This is a genomic window from Saccharopolyspora griseoalba (assembly GCF_042665275.1).
Lineage (GTDB): Bacteria > Actinomycetota > Actinomycetes > Mycobacteriales > Pseudonocardiaceae > Saccharopolyspora > Saccharopolyspora griseoalba.
The window spans coordinates 181,606-199,066 of sequence record NZ_JBHTCJ010000006.1 but is presented as its reverse complement, the minus strand read 5'-3'; the positions used below and the strand labels follow the sequence as shown (position 1 = coordinate 199,066).

General features: G+C 73.2%; 14 protein-coding genes. 5 read left to right on the top strand and 9 right to left on the bottom strand.

Annotated elements, in window-relative coordinates:
* The gene (locus ACFQRI_RS13860; protein ID WP_380668419.1) at positions 1 to 672 is read right to left on the bottom strand and encodes a DUF6474 family protein; all 672 of its coding nucleotides are present in this window, start codon (positions 670 to 672) and stop codon (positions 1 to 3) included.
* A gap of 161 nt (positions 673 to 833) precedes the next feature.
* Here ACFQRI_RS13860 and ACFQRI_RS13855 point away from each other — a divergent pair, with 161 nt between their 5' ends.
* Positions 834 to 2,468: a TM0106 family RecB-like putative nuclease gene (locus ACFQRI_RS13855; protein WP_380668417.1), complete on the top strand. Its 1,635-nt coding sequence runs from the start codon at positions 834 to 836 to the stop codon at positions 2,466 to 2,468.
* A gap of 32 nt (positions 2,469 to 2,500) precedes the next feature.
* Here the strand turns inward: ACFQRI_RS13855 and ACFQRI_RS13850 are convergent, their stop codons facing one another.
* From ACFQRI_RS13850 to ACFQRI_RS13840, 3 genes are all read right to left on the bottom strand, one after another.
* Complete coding sequence (locus ACFQRI_RS13850) at positions 2,501 to 3,259, bottom strand: SDR family NAD(P)-dependent oxidoreductase (RefSeq protein ID WP_380668415.1); 759 nt, start codon at positions 3,257 to 3,259, stop codon at positions 2,501 to 2,503.
* A 104-nt stretch (positions 3,260 to 3,363) separates the two neighbouring features.
* The gene (locus tag ACFQRI_RS13845) at positions 3,364 to 3,486 is read right to left on the bottom strand and encodes a hypothetical protein (protein WP_380668413.1); all 123 of its coding nucleotides are present in this window, start codon (positions 3,484 to 3,486) and stop codon (positions 3,364 to 3,366) included.
* Positions 3,487 to 3,620: 134 nt separating this feature from the next.
* Entirely contained in the window at positions 3,621 to 4,577 is a 957-nt protein-coding gene (locus ACFQRI_RS13840; RefSeq protein ID WP_380668411.1) for an aldo/keto reductase, read from the bottom strand.
* A gap of 158 nt (positions 4,578 to 4,735) precedes the next feature.
* On the opposite strand from ACFQRI_RS13840, the gene ACFQRI_RS13835 reads away from it, so the two are divergent.
* Together ACFQRI_RS13835 and ACFQRI_RS13830 are read left to right on the top strand one after the other, a co-directional pair.
* Positions 4,736 to 6,040 (top strand): UDP-glucose dehydrogenase family protein, encoded by a 1,305-nt coding sequence (locus ACFQRI_RS13835; RefSeq protein WP_380668743.1) that lies wholly within the window; start codon positions 4,736 to 4,738, stop codon positions 6,038 to 6,040.
* A 47-nt stretch (positions 6,041 to 6,087) separates the two neighbouring features.
* A complete protein-coding gene (locus tag ACFQRI_RS13830; protein ID WP_380668409.1) occupies positions 6,088 to 7,893 on the top strand; it encodes a gamma-glutamyltransferase family protein in 1,806 nt (601 codons plus the stop codon).
* Here the strand turns inward: ACFQRI_RS13830 and ACFQRI_RS13825 are convergent.
* The 5 genes from ACFQRI_RS13825 to ACFQRI_RS13805 all read right to left on the bottom strand — a co-directional run bounded on the left by ACFQRI_RS13825 (position 7,875) and on the right by ACFQRI_RS13805 (position 13,166).
* Positions 7,875 to 9,062: a glycerate kinase family protein gene (locus ACFQRI_RS13825; protein ID WP_380668407.1), complete on the bottom strand. Its 1,188-nt coding sequence runs from the start codon at positions 9,060 to 9,062 to the stop codon at positions 7,875 to 7,877. The genes ACFQRI_RS13830 and ACFQRI_RS13825 overlap by 19 nt on opposite strands.
* A gap of 7 nt (positions 9,063 to 9,069) precedes the next feature.
* Entirely contained in the window at positions 9,070 to 10,539 is a 1,470-nt protein-coding gene (locus tag ACFQRI_RS13820; protein WP_380668405.1) for an SLC13 family permease, read from the bottom strand.
* Positions 10,540 to 10,778: 239 nt separating this feature from the next.
* Entirely contained in the window at positions 10,779 to 11,441 is a 663-nt protein-coding gene (locus ACFQRI_RS13815; protein ID WP_380668403.1) for a response regulator transcription factor, read from the bottom strand.
* Positions 11,438 to 12,889 (bottom strand): sensor histidine kinase, encoded by a 1,452-nt coding sequence (locus tag ACFQRI_RS13810; RefSeq protein ID WP_380668401.1) that lies wholly within the window; start codon positions 12,887 to 12,889, stop codon positions 11,438 to 11,440. The genes ACFQRI_RS13815 and ACFQRI_RS13810 overlap by 4 nt, the downstream gene beginning before the upstream one ends.
* Positions 12,879 to 13,166 carry a hypothetical protein gene (locus ACFQRI_RS13805; protein ID WP_380668399.1) on the bottom strand — a complete coding sequence of 96 codons (288 nt, stop codon included), beginning with the start codon at positions 13,164 to 13,166 and terminating at the stop codon, positions 12,879 to 12,881. Before ACFQRI_RS13805 ends, ACFQRI_RS13810 begins: the two co-directional genes overlap by 11 nt.
* Before the next feature lie 537 nt (positions 13,167 to 13,703).
* On the opposite strand from ACFQRI_RS13805, the gene ACFQRI_RS13800 reads away from it, so the two are divergent.
* Both ACFQRI_RS13800 and ACFQRI_RS13795 read left to right on the top strand, forming a co-directional pair.
* On the top strand, positions 13,704 to 16,346 hold the full coding sequence (locus tag ACFQRI_RS13800; RefSeq protein WP_380668397.1) for an HAD family hydrolase: 2,643 nt from the start codon (positions 13,704 to 13,706) through the stop codon (positions 16,344 to 16,346).
* Positions 16,343 to 17,422, top strand: coding sequence for a class I SAM-dependent methyltransferase (locus ACFQRI_RS13795; RefSeq protein WP_380668395.1), 1,080 nt, complete (start codon positions 16,343 to 16,345; stop codon positions 17,420 to 17,422). Before ACFQRI_RS13800 ends, ACFQRI_RS13795 begins: the two co-directional genes overlap by 4 nt.
* Positions 17,423 to 17,461: the final 39 nt, after the last annotated feature.

The window sequence follows — 17,461 nt, the reverse complement described above, 5'->3', positions numbered from 1 at the left end:
TCAGCGGGCGCTCACCCCGAACCGGTCGAGCAGCTCGGTCTCGATCCGCCCCAGCTCCTGGTCGACGGCGCGGTGCGTCGAGCGGCGGCGCTGCGCGGGCATCCGCTCGGCCGCGCGCACCGCGCTGGTGAGCTGGTCGAGCCGTTGCGCGGTCTGCTCGGCGTAGCGCTCGGCGACCACCTCGGCCTCGGTGTCCGGCGCCTGCTCGCGCAGCTCCCGCAGCGCGTTGGTGTCCCCGGCGATGCGGGCGTGCAGCGCGGCACCGCGACCGGTGTAGCGGCCCAGCTCCTCGACCGGGACGCCGAGCTTGCGCGCGCGGGACCGGTCCAGCCGCTCCCGCGCCGAGCGCGCCGCCTTGAGCGCGAACGGGGCCAGCACCGGTCCGGCGACCTTGGCGATGCCGATGACCTTCTTGGCGTTGCTCGGGGTGATCCGGCCGTGCTCGCCCTTGCTGATCGCCTTGGCGGTCTTCTTGTCCGCCTTCTTCAGCGCCTTCGCCGTCTTCTTGTCCACCGGGACCGGCGTGACCTCCGGCTCGGCCGCGCGCACCGGTTCGGCGCCGTTCGCGCCCGCGCGCTTGCGCGGGGCCGCGCGGCCCCTGCGCTCGCCGCCCCTGCCGGACAGCCCGCTGTTCTTGCCGCACCGCTTGCGCCGGGCAGTGAGTCTGCTCACCTCGTCCGCACCTCCCAAGTCCGCGATCTTCCCCAAGTCTGGCGCCAGGCGGCTCGACGAGCACACCGAGACAACACCGTGCACTCGCGGTGACCACCGCCCCGCGCGTGCCACCGGGGTGATGGACGCGCCTGTCGGTGGCACGGCATACCCTTTGAGCCGTGGGAGAAAAGGTGCTGCTCGACGCAGGCGTCGTCACGCGTTGCCGTCGGCGCGTGCACCTGGAGAACGATCCGGAGGCCCGCGACCTGCCCCAGGCACCGCTGGATCCCGGCATCGAGCAGCGCATCGCCGACGCCACCGAGCACCGGCGCAGCGTCGCCGACTGGTTCGGCGCGACCTTCGGGTCCGACTGGACCGAGATCCCGCGCACCGGAACCCAGCGCGACCGCGCGCAGCTCACCCTGGACGCGATGCGCGCCGGCGTCCGCTACATCTCCGCGGCGCAGCTGCCCGACGACGCCGAGGGCGGCAGGCGCGGGAGCATCGACCTGCTGGTGCGCGCCGAGGGCGGCTACGTGCCGGTGCTGGTCGCCCGGCACAAGACCACCGATCCCGGGCAGGGCGCCCGGGTCACGCCGATCGAGACCCCGCTGCCGGAGCTCGCCACGACCGACTCGACCCGCAAGGTCCGCCCGCAGCCCCGCGATCAGCTGCGACTGGCGCACGCGGTGCGGCTGCTGGCCGCGTGCGGCATGGGCGCCGGCGACCGGTACGGCGGCGCGATCGGCGTGGACGCCGACGTGGTCGTCTGGCACGACCTGCGCAACCCGAACTGGCCCGGCGGGCGCACCGCGCTGACCGAGTACGAGACCCGCTTCGGCGACCGGCTCGCGGTGGCCGAGGCCGCCGCGACCGGCGCCGAGCCGCTGGCCCGGCCCTCCCGGATCAACGAGTGCCGCGGATGTCCCTGGTGGCCGACCTGCGAGGCCCAGCTGCGGGAGAGCCGGGACGTGAGCCTGGTGGTGCGCGGCGAGGACGCGAGCGCGCTGCGCGAGCAGGGCGTGTCCACCGTGGACGAGCTGGCCGCGATCCCGCTGGCGCGGGCCGAGGAGCTCAACCTCACCGGGGTGCGCAACACCGACGCGGTGCTGCAGGCCAAGGCCTGGCTGCGGGACATCCCGCTGGTGCGGCGGGTGCGCGAGCTCGACGTGCCGCGCGCGGACGTCGAGGTCGACGTGGACATGGAGTCCTACGCCGACGCGGGGGCCTACCTGTGGGGCTGCTGGTTGTCCGGGGCGGACGTCGGGCAGGCGCACGGCTACCGGGCCTTCGCCACCTGGGACCCGCTGCCCTCCGACGACGAGGGCCGCTCGTTCGCCGAGTTCTGGGCCTGGTTCACCGGCGTGCGCCGCTACGCCTTCGAGCGCGGGCTGAGCTTCCGCGCCTACTGCTACAACGAGCTCGCCGAGAACCGCTGGATGCTGGCCTCCGCGGAGCGGTTCGCGGGCAAGCCCGGGGTGCCCTCGGTGGCCGAGGTCCGGGAGTTCATCTCCTCGGCCGAGTGGGTCGACCTGTTCCAGATCGTCCGCGACCAGTTCCTCTGCCCCCGCGGCAAGGGGCTAAAGGTGATCGCGCCCAGCGCCGGGTTCGCCTGGCGCGACCCGGAAGCCAGCGGCGAGAACTCGATGCGCTGGTACCGCGAGGCGGTCGGCCTCGGCGGCGGCGAGGTCGACGAGACCCAGCGCGACCGGCTGCTCACCTACAACGAGGACGACGTCCGGGCGACCTGGACCATCCGCAACTGGATGACCTCCGACGCCGCCGCGGACGTCCCCTACGCCGAAGACCTCTAGACGAGCCTCTTTTCATCAGAAGGCGGAGGCGACTACCGCGGGGCCATGCGGAGGGCGCCGTCCATCCGGATGACCTCGCCGTTGAGGTAGTCGTGCTCGACGATGTCCAGCGCGAGCTTCGCGTAGTCCTCCGGGGTGCCCAGGCGCTTCGGGAACGGCACGCCGTCGGCCAGGCCCTGGCGGAACTCCTCGCTCACCGTGGCCAGCATCGGCGTGTCCACGATGCCGGGCGCGATGGTCATCACCCGGATGCCGCTGGAGGCCAGGTCGCGCGCGGCGGGCAGGGTCAGGCTGGCGACGCCGCCCTTGGACGCGGCGTAGGCGGCCTGCCCGATCTGGCCGTCGTAGGCGGCCACCGACGCGGTGTTGACGACCACGCCGCGCTGGCCGTGCTCGTCGGCCTCGGTCTTGCCGATGGACTCGGCGGCCAGCCGCAGCACGTTGAACGTGCCGAGCAGGTTGATCTCCAGGACCTTGCGGAACAGCTCCAGGTCGTGCGGGCCCTTGCGGCCGGCGATGCGCGCCGACGGGCCGATGCCCGCGCAGTTCACCACGATCCGCAGCGGGTTCTCGCCGCCGGCGGCCTGCCCGACGGCGGCCTGCACCTGCTCGGCGTCGGTGACGTCGGCGGCGACGTAGGTGATCCCGGAGACCTCGGGCGCCTCGGCGATCCCGTCCGGGAGGTCCACGGCGAACACCTTCGCGCCGCGGTCGGCCAGCGCTCGGGCGGTGGCCGCGCCGAGGCCGGAAGCCCCGCCGGTGACGATCGCTGCGGTCTCGCTGATCTGCATGTACCGATCCTTCGAGTTCGACTGCCGCTACGCGAGCATGTCTAGCACCCGCGTCTCGGCTTGCCCAGCGGTGAACCCGGAAGGGGCGGGAAGCAGCGGTGCGATCACCGATCTCGCTGGGCCTTTCTCGGTGAAGTCCACTCCACCAGGTGCAGCAGCACCACCAGCGGCACGGCCGCGAGCAGCGCGAGTACGACGAACAGTGCAGCTACCCCGATCAGCTCCATGACTCGATCGTGGTCGCCATCACATCGGCGCCGCTTCGGCTGACCGAGCGGATCAGCGCACCCGTCCGAGCGACATCACTGCTGACGCGCGGTGTCTGACGCGATGCAGGAGCCAGCGTTTCGGGCAAACCGCCTCACGCGACCGGGCAGATCGCGTCGATCGCGGCGACGTCCTCGTCGGTGGGCGACCACGACGCCGCTCCGGCGTTGGCCCGGACCTGCTCCGCGGTGGTGGCCCCGCTGATCACCGACCCGACCGAATCCCGGGAGGCCAGCCAGCCCAGCGCCACCGAGGCCATCGACATGCCGCGCTGCTCGGCGAAGACGCGCAGCTTCTCGATGCGGTCCCACGGCGCCTCGGACAGCGCGTCCGCGCGACCGGCCAGCCTGCTGCCCTCGGGCGGCGGCTGCCCCTGCGAGTACTTGCCGGTCAGCAGCCCGTTGGCCAGCGGGAAGTAGGGCAGCAACCCGACCCCGAACCGCCTGCAGGCGGGCACGATCTCGCGCTCGGCCTCGCGGGCCAGCAGCGAGTAGTGGTTCTGCGCCGAGATCGGGGTGGTCAGCCCCGCCGACTGCGCGGTCCAGGCGGCGTCCGCGACCTGCCAGCCCGCCAGGTTGCAGTGCCCGACGTAGCGGATCTTGCCCTCGTGCACCAGGTCGTCCAGCGCCGCGAGGGTCTCCTCGATCGGCGTCAGCGGGTCCGGCCGGTGCAGCTGGTAGAGGTCGATCCAGTCGGTGTCCAGCCTGCGCAGCGAGGACTCCACGGCGCGCCGCAGGTAGCGCCGGGAGCCGCGGGCGCCGAAGTCGGGGCCGTTGCCGCCCTGCATGTCCATGCCGAACTTGGTGGCGATGACCGCCTGCTCGCGGCGGCCGGACAGCGCCTGCCCGAGCAGCTCCTCGCTGCGGCCGCGCGGCGAGCCGTAGGCGTCGGCCACGTCGAAGAAGGTGATGCCGGACTCCAGCGCGGCATCGATGACGGTGCGCGTGCCGGCCAGGTCCTGCGTCGCGGTGTTCGGGCGGCCGAGGTTGTTGCAGCCGAGACCGACCGCGGAGACCACCAGACCGGATTCCCCCAGGCGTCGTGCTTCCACGAGCGCTCACCCTAAACGCAGGGCTACCGGCTCGTCACCTGGCAAGTACAGCGGTTGAACAGTTGGCTAAGCCCGGTCAGCCGGGCGCGGTCCCGTGCCACGATCCCCCCGGGGTGGCGACCTGCACTGGTCGTTCGAGGTGAAGGGGTGTGGTGATCGTGTTCGCCCGCCGAATCGTCGTCGTCGGAACCGGTTACGTCGGACTGACCACCGGGGCCTGCCTGGCCTCGCTGGGGCACCGGGTCGTGTGCAGCGACGTCAACGCGACCAAGATCGAGCAGCTCAACAGCGGCGAGGTGGGCATCCACGAACCCGGCCTGGCCGAGCTGGTGCAGGAGGGAATCGCCGCCGGTCGGCTGAAGTTCGCCGTCGGCTCGGCCGATGCGGTCGCCGAGGCCGAGGTGGTCTTCCTGTGCGTGCCGACCCCGATGGGCTCGGGCGGCGCCGCCGACCTGGCGGCGGTGGAGTCGGTGGTGCGCGAGGTCCGCGAGGTGCTGCCGCGCGGCTGCGTGCTGGTCACCAAGTCGACCGTCCCGGTGGGCACGGCGGCCCGGCTCTCCGAGCTGGTGGGCCGCCCGGACGTCGCCGCGGTGAGCAATCCGGAGTTCCTGCGCGAGGGTTCGGCCGTGCGCGACTTCCTCAACCCGGACCGGATCGTGGTCGGCTCGGACACCCAGGACGCCGCCGAGCGGGTCGCCGCGCTCTACGCCCGGCTGGGCGCGCCGACGGTGCTCACCGACGCGGCCAGCGCCGAGATGGTCAAGTACGCGGCCAACTGCTTCCTGGCCACCAAGCTGTCCTACGTCAACGCGATCGCCGAGCTGTGCGAGCGGCTGGGCGCCGACATCGCCGACGTCACCGAGGGCATGGGCTACGACCGCCGCATCGGGCAGTCGTTCCTGCAGCCGGGCCCGGGCTGGGGCGGTTCCTGCCTGCCCAAGGACACCGCCGCGCTGCTGCAGGTCGCCGAGGCGGTGTCCTTCGACTTCCCGATGCTGCGGGCGACCATCTCGGCGAACTCGCACCAGCGGATGCGGATGGTGGCCAAGGTCCGGGAGGCCTGCGGCGGTTCGCTGGACGGCGTGCGGCTGGGCGTGCTGGGCCTGACCTTCAAGGCGGGGACCGACGACCTGCGCGACTCGCCCGCGCTGGAGGTCGCCCGGCTGCTGGCCGAGGAGGGCGCCGACCTGATCGCCTACGACCCCGGGCTGCGCGGCGACGAGCCGGGCCTGCCCGCGTCGCTGACGCTGGTCGACGACCCGTACCTGGCGGCCAAGGAATCGGCCGCGCTGGTGGTGCTCACCGAGTGGCAGGAGTTCCGCGCGCTGGACTGGGGCAGGGTCGCCGGGGTGCTGACCGGGCCGGTCGTGGTCGACACCCGCAACCACCTCGACCCGGACGTGCTGCGCCGGGCGGGGCTGTCCTGGCGGGGCGTGGGACGCACCCCGGTACCGGCGATGTGACCTTCGCGGCACTCGATCGGGCGCGTCCGGCGGCCTAACGTGGACGCGTGTTCACCACGCGACCGGAACTCGCCGGTACCCACGGGATGGTCGCCTCCACGCACTGGCTGGCCTCGGCGGCCGGGATGGCGGTGCTGGAGGACGACGGCAACGCCTTCGACGCCGCGGTGGCGGCCGGCTTCGTGCTGCAGGTGGTCGAGCCCCACCTCAACGGGCCGGGCGGGGAGGTGCCCGCGCTGTTCGCCACGGCCGCCGACCCGCGGCCGCGCGCGCTGTGCGGGCAGGGGCAGGCGCCCGCGGGCGCGACCATCGAGCACTACCGCGACGAGCTGGGCCTGGAGCTGGTGCCCGGCACCGGTTTCCTGGCCACCACGGTGCCCGGCGCCTGGGACGGTTGGCTGACGCTGCTGCGCGACCACGGCACCAAGTCGCTGCGCGAGGTGCTGGGCCACGCGATCGGCTACGCCCGCGGCGGATTCCCGATCGTGGGCCGGATCAGCGACACCATCGGCATGGTGCGGGACATGTTCGTCGAGCACTGGCCGAGTTCGGCGCAGCTGTGGCTGACCGCGTCCGGCGGCGTGCCGGAGGCGGGCAGCGTGCTGCGCAACCCGGTGCTGGCCGACACCTTCGAGCGGCTGCTGGCCGAGGCCGAGGCCGCGGGCCCGGACCGCGAGGCGCAGCTGGAGGCCGCGCGTAGAGCCTGGTCGCAGGGCTTCGTCGCCGAAGCGGTGGAGAAGTTCGCGCGGATCCCGCACCGGGACAACTCCGGCCGCGACCACGCGGGCGTGCTCACCGCGCAGGACATGGCCGAGTTCGAGACCACCTACGCCGATCCGCTGGTGGTCGACCTGGCGGGCGGCTGGAGCCTGGCGAAGTTCGGCGTCTGGTCGCAGGGCCCGGTGCTGGCCCAGCAGCTGCGGCTGCTGGAGGACCTGGACGTGTCCTACGTGGACGGGGTGGCCACCGCGGAGACGGTGCACGCGGCGCTGGAGGCGGCCAAGCTCGCCTTCGCCGACCGCGAGGCGTGGTACGGCGATTCGGCCGAGGACGGCGTGCTCGACGACCTGGTCTCGCGCGAGTACGCCGCGCACCGGCGGGATCTCATCGGACCGTCGGCCTCCGCCGAGCTGCGGCCGGGCCACCCGGGCGGTCGCGTGCCGCGGCTGCCCGAGTTCGTCGCCGAGGGCCGCGGCGTCGGCGGTGCGGTCGACCCCAGCGGCGTGGGCATCGGCGAGCCCACGGTGCGCTCGGACGGCGAGACCCGCGGCGACACGGTGCACATCGACGTGGTGGACCGCTGGGGCAACATGGTCTCGGCGACGCCCTCCGGCGGCTGGTTGCAGTCCTCGCCGATCATCCCGGAGCTGGGCTTCTGCCTGGGCAGCCGGGCGCAGATGTTCTGGCTCGAGGAGGGTCTGCCCAACTCGCTGGCCCCGGGCAAGCGGCCGCGGATCACGCTGAGCCCCTCGCTGGCGCTGCGCGGCGGCGAGCCGGCGCTGGCCTTCGGCACGCCCGGCGGCGACCAGCAGGACCAGTGGCAGCTGTGCTTCTGGCTGGCGCACGTGCGCGCCGGGCTGAACCTGCAGGAGGCCATCGACGCCCCCGCCTGGCACAGCACCGCCTTCCCGCGGTCGTTCTACCCGAGGGAGTGGGAACCCGCTGGCGCGCAGGTGGAATCGCGCCTGGGGGCGGACACCATCGCCCAGCTGCGCTCGCGCGGCCACCGCGTCGAGGAAACCGGGCCGTGGTCCCTCGGCCGCCTGTCGGCGGTCTCCCGGGACCCGGAGTCCGGGCTGCTCAAGGCGGCGGCCAACCCGCGGGGAGCCCAGGGCTACGCGGCCGGCCGCTGATCTCGCGCCGCGCGCAGCGTGCTGCCCAGCAGGAGCATGCGCAGGGTGCGGGCGGTGGCGTCGGCGATGAGCGCCGGGGCGCGGTCGATGGCCTCGGGTAACGCGGTCGGGCCGGTGAGGATGCCGGTGATGGCGTCGATCCCGTGCTCGTAGCTGGTGTCGGCGCCGGGGCCGATCGTCCCGCACAGCGCGATGACCGGTTTGCCGTGCCGCTTGGCCCGCCGCGCCACCTCGGTGGGGATCTTGCCGAGCGCGGTCGAGGCGTCGATCGCGCCCTCGGCGGTGATCACCAGGTCAGCGGTGCGCAACCGCTGCTCCAGGTCGGTGCTGGCCAGGAAGGTGTCGAAGCGGGATTCCAGCCGCGCGCCGAGCACGCCGGCGAGCCCGGCGGCCAACCCGCCCGAGGCGCCGCCGCCGGGCACCTCGGCCAGCTCGGCGCCGCAGTGCTCGCCGAGCAGCCGCGCCCAGCGGGACATCGCCGCGGCCAGCTGCTCGACCCGCTCCGGGCCGGCGCCCTTCTGCGGGCCGTAGCGCCGCGCGACCCCGTCCGGCCCGCACAGCACGTTCCGCGGGTTGACCGCGACGGTCAGCTCCACATCGGACAGACGCGGGTCCAGGCCGGTGGCGTCGACGCGGTGGGCCCCGAGCAGTTCGGCCCCGCCCTCGCCGATCGGTTCCCCGGCGGCGTCGAGGATCTCCGCGCCCAGCGCGCGCAGCGCGCCCGCGCCGCCGTCGCAGATCCCGGAGTCCCCGCAGCCGATGATGATCCGCCGCGCCCCGCTGTCCAGCGCGGCCGAGACGAGCTCGCCGACCCCGCGGCTGGTGGTGCGGCCGGGGTCGCGGTGCTCGGCGGGCACCAGCGAGAGCCCCGCCGCGGCGGCCATCTCCACGAACGCGGTGTCCTCGAACCGCGCGAAGTGCGCCTCGACGGGCCGCCCGGTCGGCCCGGTCGCGGTGACCGGGATGAGCCGCCCGCCGGTGGCGCTGGCCAGCAGCCGGGCCGATCCCTCACCGCCGTCGATCAGCGGAACCCCGTCGACCACGGCACCCGGGATGACCCGGCGGATGCCGGTGGCGATCGCTTCGGCGACCTCCTCGGCGTCCAAGCACTCCTTGAAGCCGCTCGGGGCAACGGCGAAACGCAGCATTGATTCCTCCACAGTGGACATGACTGGATCACAGCGACAGGCCGAGCAGCGGCCAGCCGAAGAACGCGAACAGCAGCACCAGCCCGGCCAGCGCCGGGGCCAGCAGCACCGAGAGCCTGCGCAGGTCGTGCGGCCGGAAGCCGTCGTCGAGCTGGGCGAACATCGCGACCGGCTTGGCCGAGGACGGCAGGGTGTGGCAGAAGCCGGCGGCGGCGGTCGAGGCGAACGCGACGGCCACCGGGTTCGCGCCGACCGCCGCCGCGGCCGGGATCAGCAGGGGCACCAGCACCGACGAGCGGGCCGAGCGCGACTGCACCAGCAGGTGCGCGGCCGTGCTGACCAGCACGACCGCGATCAGCAGGGTGGCGGGCCGGTCGCCGACCAGGGCGTGCGCGGCGATCCAGGCCGCCGCCCCGGATTCGGTCAGCGCCCCGCCGAGCGCGGTGGTGGCGGCCATGAACAGCAGCAGCGACCAGGGGATCTCGGAGATCGCGGCACCGGGACCCACGGTGCCCACGCCGGGCGAGGTGATCAGCAGCGCGCCGGCCAGCGCGACCAGGGCGGGCGGAAGGCCGTGCCAGGCCTCGGTGCTCCACAGCAGCACGACCGCGCCGAGCAGCAGCGCCGCGCGGTGCTCGGCGTGACCCATCCGCTCCGGGACCTCCAGCCGGGCGCGCAGCTCCGCGGCGTCCACCCGCAGCGCTTCGCGGCGCTCGGCGCGGGTGGTGAACAGCAGCAGCACCAGCTCGGCGGCGAGGTGCGAGCTGACCACCGCCAGCGGCAGCCCCCACAGCAACCACTGCCCGAACCCGATGCCCTCGCCGACGGTGGCCGCCAGCACCTGGCTGGTGATCAGGTGCGCCCCGGCGCCGACCAGCGTCGCGATCGCCGAGAGCAGCACGACGGTGGGCATCAGCAGCGCGACCGCGCGGACCAGCCCGCGGGGCAGCGCGCTCGCAAGTCCCCGGTGCAGCGGCAGCGCGAGCGCGGCCCGGCCGCTGGTGCTGGGGATGAGCAGCGCCGTTCCCACCAGCCCCAGGGTGAGCAGGTGGAACAGCGCCCGCGGGGTGCTGGCGCGGGCGGCCAGCCCGACGGCCAGCCGCGCGGGCAGCCCGGTCCGGTTGATCCCGGCGGCCAGCATGAAGGCCGCCACCAGCAGCCAGATCTGGTCGCCGCCGAGGGTGGCGAACAGGGCCCCGGTGTCCAGCGCGCCGAGCGCGGCCAGCAGCGCGGCGGCCGCCAGGGCGACGAAGCTGTCGTCCAGCCGGTTGCCGATCCAGCCGATCACCGCGCCCGCGAACACCAGCAGGGTGATCAACGCGTCCCGGCTCAGCTCACCGGGACCGGCCGCGTCGGGCACGGTCAGCACCGCGAACGCGGCGAGCAGGCCGAGCGCGGCGGCGGTGAAGCCGAGCGCCCAGCCCTGCCCGGTCACCGGCTCGCCGGCGGGCGGGTCCACGCGCGGCGGGCGGGTCGCGTAATCGGTGTTCGTCTGCACGGGAACCACTCTCGGCGGCCCCGCTGAGGTCTCGGTGAACCTTCGGTGAGAGGGCTTTCATCTCCGGTGGGGCGGAGTTGTCCACAGGCTGTGAGCCGAGGTTTTCCACATGGGTGCGACCTGGGAAAACGCACCCCTCGCCGGGGAGTTGTGCACAGCTGTGGACAGAGTTGTCCACAGGGCGGCCGAGGACGGGGACGGGTACCCGGCACCGTCCGGGGAGCGGTCCCGATCGGCTCTCAGGTCTGCAGGCGGTAGCCCATGCCCCGGACCGTGCCGATCCGGCCGTCGCCGATCTTGCGGCGCAGCGCCCGGACGTAGACGTCCACCACGTTCGACCCGGGATCGAAGTCGTAGCCCCAGACGTGGGAGAGGATCTGCTCCCGGCTGAGCACCTGCCCCGGGTGGCGCAGGAACAGCTCCAGCAGCGCGAACTCGCGCGCGGTGAGGTCCACCGTTTCCCCCGGCACCTGCGCGCGCCGGGTGCGCAGGTCCAGCGACACCTCCCCGGCGCGCAGCACGGTGACCTCGGCGGACCGGTCGACCGGCCGCAGCCGCAGCCGGATCCGGGCCAGCAGCTCCTCGAAGCGGAACGGCTTGGTCATGTAGTCGTCCGCGCCGCCCTCCAGCCCGGCGACGGTGTCGTGCACCGTGTCCCGCGCGGTCAGGATCACCACCGGCAGCGACACCTGCTTGGCGCGCACCTCGCGCAGCACGTCGAACCCGTCCTGCCCGGGCAGCCCGAGGTCGAGCACCGCGAGGTCGTGCTCGCCGCCCAGCAGCTCGCGCAGCGCGGTGCCGCCGTCGCCGACGACCGTGGTGGTGAAGCCGTTGGCGCGCAGCCCCTTGTCGATGAACGCGGCGATGCGCTGCTCGTCCTCGATGATGAGGATCCTGCTCATTTCCCGTCCTCTTCGGTGGGCAGTTCCAGGCGGAAGGTCGCACCCCGCCCCGGCTCGGACAACACGCGCACCCGCCCGTGGTGCGCGTCGGCGATGGCCCGCACGATCGCCAGGCCCAGCCCGGCGCCGCCGCGGCGGCCGCTGCCGTGGGTGAAGCGCGCGAAGATCTGCTCGGCCTCGGCCGGGTCGATGCCCGGCCCCTCGTCGGCGACCCACAGCGCCACCACGCCGTCGGAGGCCGAGGAACCGATCCGGATCGTCGAGCCCTCCTCGGTGTGCTGCACGGCGTTCTGCGCCAGCTGCACCATCGCTTGGGTGATCCGCTGGGCGTCCAGCGGGTGCTCGCCCTCGCCGATGTCGGCCAGCAGCCAGCGGCGTTCGCCGAGAGACCGCACCTTCGCGTCGATGTCGCTGGTCAGCTCGGCCAGCGAGGTGGGCGTGCGGGTGACGAAGTCGGGCCGGTCGGCCTTGGCCAGCACGAGCAGGTCGTTGACCATGCGGGTCATCCGGTCCAGCTCGTCGGTGCACAGCCGGACCACGTCGGCCCGCTCGACCGGATCGTCGCCGAGCAGCTCCAGGTTGCCGCGCACGATGGTGATCGGGGTGCGCAGCTCGTGGCCGGCGTCGTCGACGAACTGCCGCTGGATCCGGAAGGCGTCCTCCAGCCGGTCCAGCATCGCGTTGAACTGGTCGGCCAGCGCGGCGATGTCGTCGCGCCCGTCGACCTCGATGCGGCGGGTGAGGTCGTGCTCGCTGATCTCGGCCGCGGCCTGCCGCACCGCGCGCACCGGCGCCAGGATCAGCCCTGCGACCACCCACGAGATCAGCGCCGCCAGCACCACGCCCACCGCGCTGACCAGCAGCAGCACCCGCACGCTCTGGTCGGCCGCCGCGGTCGCCCTGGCGGTGTGCTGCTCGACGACCAGCCAGGCCACGTCGCCCCGCGCGGTCTCGGCGCGGACCTTCACCCAGCGCACCGGTCCGGTGCGGGCGGTCAGCTCGCCGTGGGCGGCCGGGTTCTCGACGATCTGGCGCAGCAGCTGCGGGTCGTGCGCGGCGGCGCGCTGGCGGTCGCCCTGCTCCTGGTAGACCGCGTCCAGCCCGGCCGGGCCGCGCCACACGCCGATCAGCGCTTCGTCCGGGCTCGGGTACTGCTGGCCCAGGTAGGTGCGCAGCAACTGCTCCGGGTCGTCGAGCAGCCGGCCGGTCATCGGGTCGCGACCGCGCTCGGCGAACTTCACGAACTCCTGGGCCTCCTGCTCGACGGCGGTGGTGACCTGCTCGTCGACCTGGTCGTGCAGGTAGTTGCGGATCATCAGCACGATGGCCAGCAGCACCACCACGAGCACCAGCAGCAACCAGCCCATGATCTGGGCTCGCGCCGGCACCCGGGTGCCCCGGCGGTTGGCGATCTTGATGACGGGCTTGGTCGGGGCCTCAGCCGTCATCGTCGTCCAGGTCGTCGCGCACGCCGTCGTCGTCGTTGTCGTGCGGCGCGGGCGGCGGCAGGTCGGCAGGCGGTGGCGGTGCGGTCCCCGGTCCGGACTGCTGCGGCGGCGGAGCTTGCGACGAGGTCGGCTCCGGCCCGGGCGAGCTGCCCACCCGCACCATCTCCGGTGCCCGCGGGGAGCGGGGCGAGTCGGTCAGCGCGAAGCTGAGCAGCACCGCGGCGACCGGCAGGGCCAGCGCGGCCAGCACGAGTAAACCCTTGGGGACGGATCGCATGACCACCACTCTCCAGGGTCGGCGGCAACCCGAGGTGAAAGGAGGATGAGAACCTCCTCATCTTCGCCCGGATGCCTGATCGCGAAGACCTCGGGTGCCGAGCGGTGCTGCCCCGCGGGAGTTCGGCGGTGCGGTCCGGCGCCGCCGCACTGGCGAGCGGAAATCGCGAATGCGATTTTCCACCTGCCCCGCAAGCGAATCGCTCTCATGATTTTCGGCGGTCGCGAAACCGGCTCGACGTTTTCGCGGACATCTGGGTTCCAATTTTCCGACGGGGCCCACCGGGTGGCTGTTGCGCCCTTTTCGAACGGTCTTCACGTGCTGAAACGGTGGATCATCTGTTCCCCTTCGCGGCTGCGGAATTGATCTCGGATAATTCCGTCGAACGTGTTCGACGGAGAGTTCGACCGTTAGTCCCGTCAGGTCAAATTTCAGTCTCCTGGGGTGGTTGGCCGCGAATTACTCCTCGCGGATGTGCAGAATTTGCCGCGCTGCGCGGGAACGGGGAGCGCGGCTTCGGCCGAAGGAGATCCAGCGTTGAGATACGAAGAGGACCTGGGCGCGGCGGCTCGAGCACCGGAGCTCGAGCGGGTTCGCCGGCTGGTGAGCGACGGTTCGTGCGCGGTGCTGTCCCTGGACGTGTTCGACACGGTGCTCTGGCGGCGGGTACCCCGCCCCACCGACGTGTTCGCGATGCTGGGGGCGCGGTTGCGCCGGGAGGGCAGGGTCCCGGACTGGATCACCGACGGCACCTTCCGGCTGATGCGCATCGATGCCGAGCAGCGAGCCCGCGAGCGCAGCCTGTCCACCTGCGGTGAGGTCTCGTTGTTCGACATCTGGCGCGAGGTGCCGCCCGAGGTCTTCGTCGAGGGAGGCCTGGAGGACCTGGTGCGCGCCGAGGTCGAGCTCGAGCGCGAGGTCACCGTCCCGGATCTGGAGGTCGCCGAGCTGCTCGGCATCGCGGAGCGGAACTCGCTGCCGATCGCGCTGGTCTCCGACACCTACTTCACGGCCGAGCAGCTGCGCCACCTGCTCGACCAGCCGGGTCTCGAACCGCTCCGCGGCGCCGAGGTGTTCCGGTCGCACCAGCACGGCCTGGACAAGGCGTCCGGGTTGTGGGAGATCGTGCTGCAGGAGCTGGGCACCAGCCCCGAGCAGGTCGTGCACGTGGGCGACAACCAGGTGGCCGACGACGAGGTCCCGGCCAAGCTGGGCATCCGCACCGTGCACTACCAGCGGGTCGACGAGGACTTCGGCGCGGTCCTGCGCCGGGAGGGCGAGTCGACGGACCCGTTCGGACCGCCGGACGAGCACCTGCACCCGGACGACGGCGACGCGGGCCTGACCAGCCTGCGGGCGAAGACCGTCCGCGCCGTGCCGGACGAGGTCGACGAGACGGTGGCCGACGCGTGGCGCTACGGCGCCGGGGTGCTCGGCCCGGTCCTGACCGGCTTCGCCGCTTGGGTTGCGCGCCGCGCCCACGAGATGGGCCAGAAGGTCGTGTGGTGCCCGATGCGCGAGGGCGAGCTGCTCTCCGAACTGGTCGACGAGGCGGCTCGGACCCGCGGTTGGGAGGTGACGGCCAAGCCGATCTGGCTGTCCCGCCAGATCACCTCGGTGGCCGCGCTGGACAGCTACGACCAGGAAGCGGTCCGGGAGTTCATCGGGCGCAGCTACCGGCTCACCGTCTCCCAGCTCCTTCAGTCCCTGCACCTGCGCCCCGGTGACGTGCCCGCGCTGGCCGACAAGCTCGACATGCTCCTCGACCAGCCGGAGCTGCGGGAGCGGGTCACGGTGGCGTTGACCGAGGCACCGCACCTGCGGAACCGGCTCGCGACCACCGTGGCCGGCGTGCGGGACCGGCTGCTGCGCTCGCTGCGCGAGGCGGGAGCGCTGGACGCCGAGGAACTCGTGCTGGTGGACCTGGGCTGGGGTGGCACCATCCAGTACCAGCTGGCCCGGGTGCTGCGGCGCAACGGATCCGACGTCCGCACGGCCGGCTACTACCTGGCCACCGACCACCGCTCGGGCCGGCTCCCCTTGGCCGGGCAGCGGACCGAGGGGTACCTGGGGCAGAGCGGCTGCCCGCACGAGGTCGTCCACGCCCTGTCCCGCAGCCCCGAGGTGATCGAGCAGTGCGTGAGCGCCCGCTGCGGGTCGTTGCTCGACTTCACCGATCTCGGCGAGCCGGTGCTGGGCACCTCCAACAGCTCGTCCACCCAGGAGCTCGAGTGGCGCGCGGTGCAGGACGGCATTCGCGGCTTCCAGCACAACTGGAATCGCCACGTCCGCGCCGCGGGCGGTGAGTGGCCGCTGCTGAACCCGGAGCGGCTCGCGGAGATCACGACCGCGGCGCTGAAGGCGCCGAGCGCGTCCGAGGCCGCGGTGTTCGGCTCCTGGCGGCACGACGACAACTTCGGTTCCTCGGTCGTGACCCGCATCCTGCCCGGCGACCTGATGGCGGGGGTGCCGTACATGTCCCCGGCCGACCTCGACGACCTGCACATGCGGGACGCGTTCTGGCCGGCCCTGCTGGCCGCGGCCGATCCGCAGCTCAGCGCGGCGGTGAGCGCCCTGCGCAGCGGGGCCGTCGATCCCGCGCTGTTCGAGATGGTGGGCGAGGGCCCGGAGACGCGGCTGCGGTTCCGCACCTCCGACGACGAGTGGCACGACGGCCCGCGCCGCCGGGTCAGGGTCAACCACAACGGGCTGTCCTTCGCCCGCATCGGGTTCGAGTCGCACGGCGCGCTGGACGTCTCGCTGGCGATCCCCGGGCAACCGGCGATCGTGCGGGTGGACTGGGTGGAGGTCGCGGCCTACGTCGAGGGAGATCCGGAACCCAAGCACCTGCGGTGGGAGCGGTCCGAGGACTTCGCCGGGCTCGTCTTCGCCGACTGCGACTGGCTCGGGGGCACGATGATCGAGTTCCACGAACCGCACGGCGCGGTCTGGCTTCCGATCGCCAACCGCGCCGGCGGACCCGTCACCTCTGCCCAGGTGACCATCGCCTTCGCGAGTCTGCCGCAGTCGCGGTCCGGGCTCGCGCACCGCGTGCGACCGGCACCCGAACTGCGGCGCCTCACCGGGCGGCTCCGAGAGGAGCTCCGCGCCGGCGGGCTGCGCGGGGTCGCCGCCGGCGGAGCCCGCATGGCACTGCGCAAGATCGGAGGAGCGCGATGACCCTGGTCGCTGAAGCCGCGAACGAGGTCGGCACCCGGCAGGACCCGCACGTCCAGGCCCGCAGCGCCCGCCAGCAGCCGTTGCTGCTGCACTCGATGGCCTTGTTCCGGGAAGTCCTGGCGGTGGTCTTCGAGCACCGGCCCATCCGCACCGTGGTCGAGGTCGGCGTGGAAACCGGCCAGGTCAGCGCGTGCTACGCCGAGCTCGGCGCGGAGGCGGTCCACTGCGTCGAGCCCGCCCCCACCGAGCAGCTGCGACGCACCCTGGCCGAGCACGACGCGCTGCACCTGGTCGAGGGTCGTTCGCCGGACGTGCTCCCCGAGATCCCGATCGCGGACCTGTACGTGCTCGACGGCGACCACAACTACGCCGCGGTGCGCGCGGAGCTGGACTGGATCCTCGTCAACGCGCCCGACGCGGTGGTCGTGCTGCACGACGTGCTGTGGCCCTGCTCCCGCCGCGATCTCTACTACCTGCCGCGGTCACCGGGCGACCAGCACCACGAGTCGAGCGACGACGGGCCGACCATCTGGCACGACGACCTCACGCCCTCCGGCTTCGTCGGCGCGGGCCAGTTCACCTTCGCCACGACGGCGGGCGGGGAGCGCAACGGCGTGCTCACCGCGACCGAGGACGCCATCGCCGAGCACGGCGGGCGGCTGGAGATCGTGCCCGCGGTGTTCGGGCTGGGGGTGCTCCTGCGGGAGGGCAGCGAAGCCGATCAGCTGATCGGCGAGGCGCTGAGCCCGTACACCGGGTCCGCGCTGCTGTCGGCGATGGAGAACAACCGCCTGGCCCTCTACACCCGCGTGCTCGCCATGCAGGCCGAAGCCGTCGCGCACGCCGACGAGGCCGACCGGCAGGTTCGCGAGCTGCAGGACCGCAACGCCGAGGTGGCCGAGCTGCGCAGCCGCTGCGACGAGCTGATCAGGCGGCACGCCGAGGAGCTCGACGCGCTGCGGAACCGCAACGAGGAGCTGGGTCGGCAGCTCGACCGCGAGCGCGTGCCGAAGCCGGTCCGCGAGGTCGTCCGCATCGCGCGGCGCGCCAAGCGCTCGCTCTCGCGGCGTGCTTGAGCACGGCACGAGCGGAGCGCGAGCGGCGGACCCGGCGAA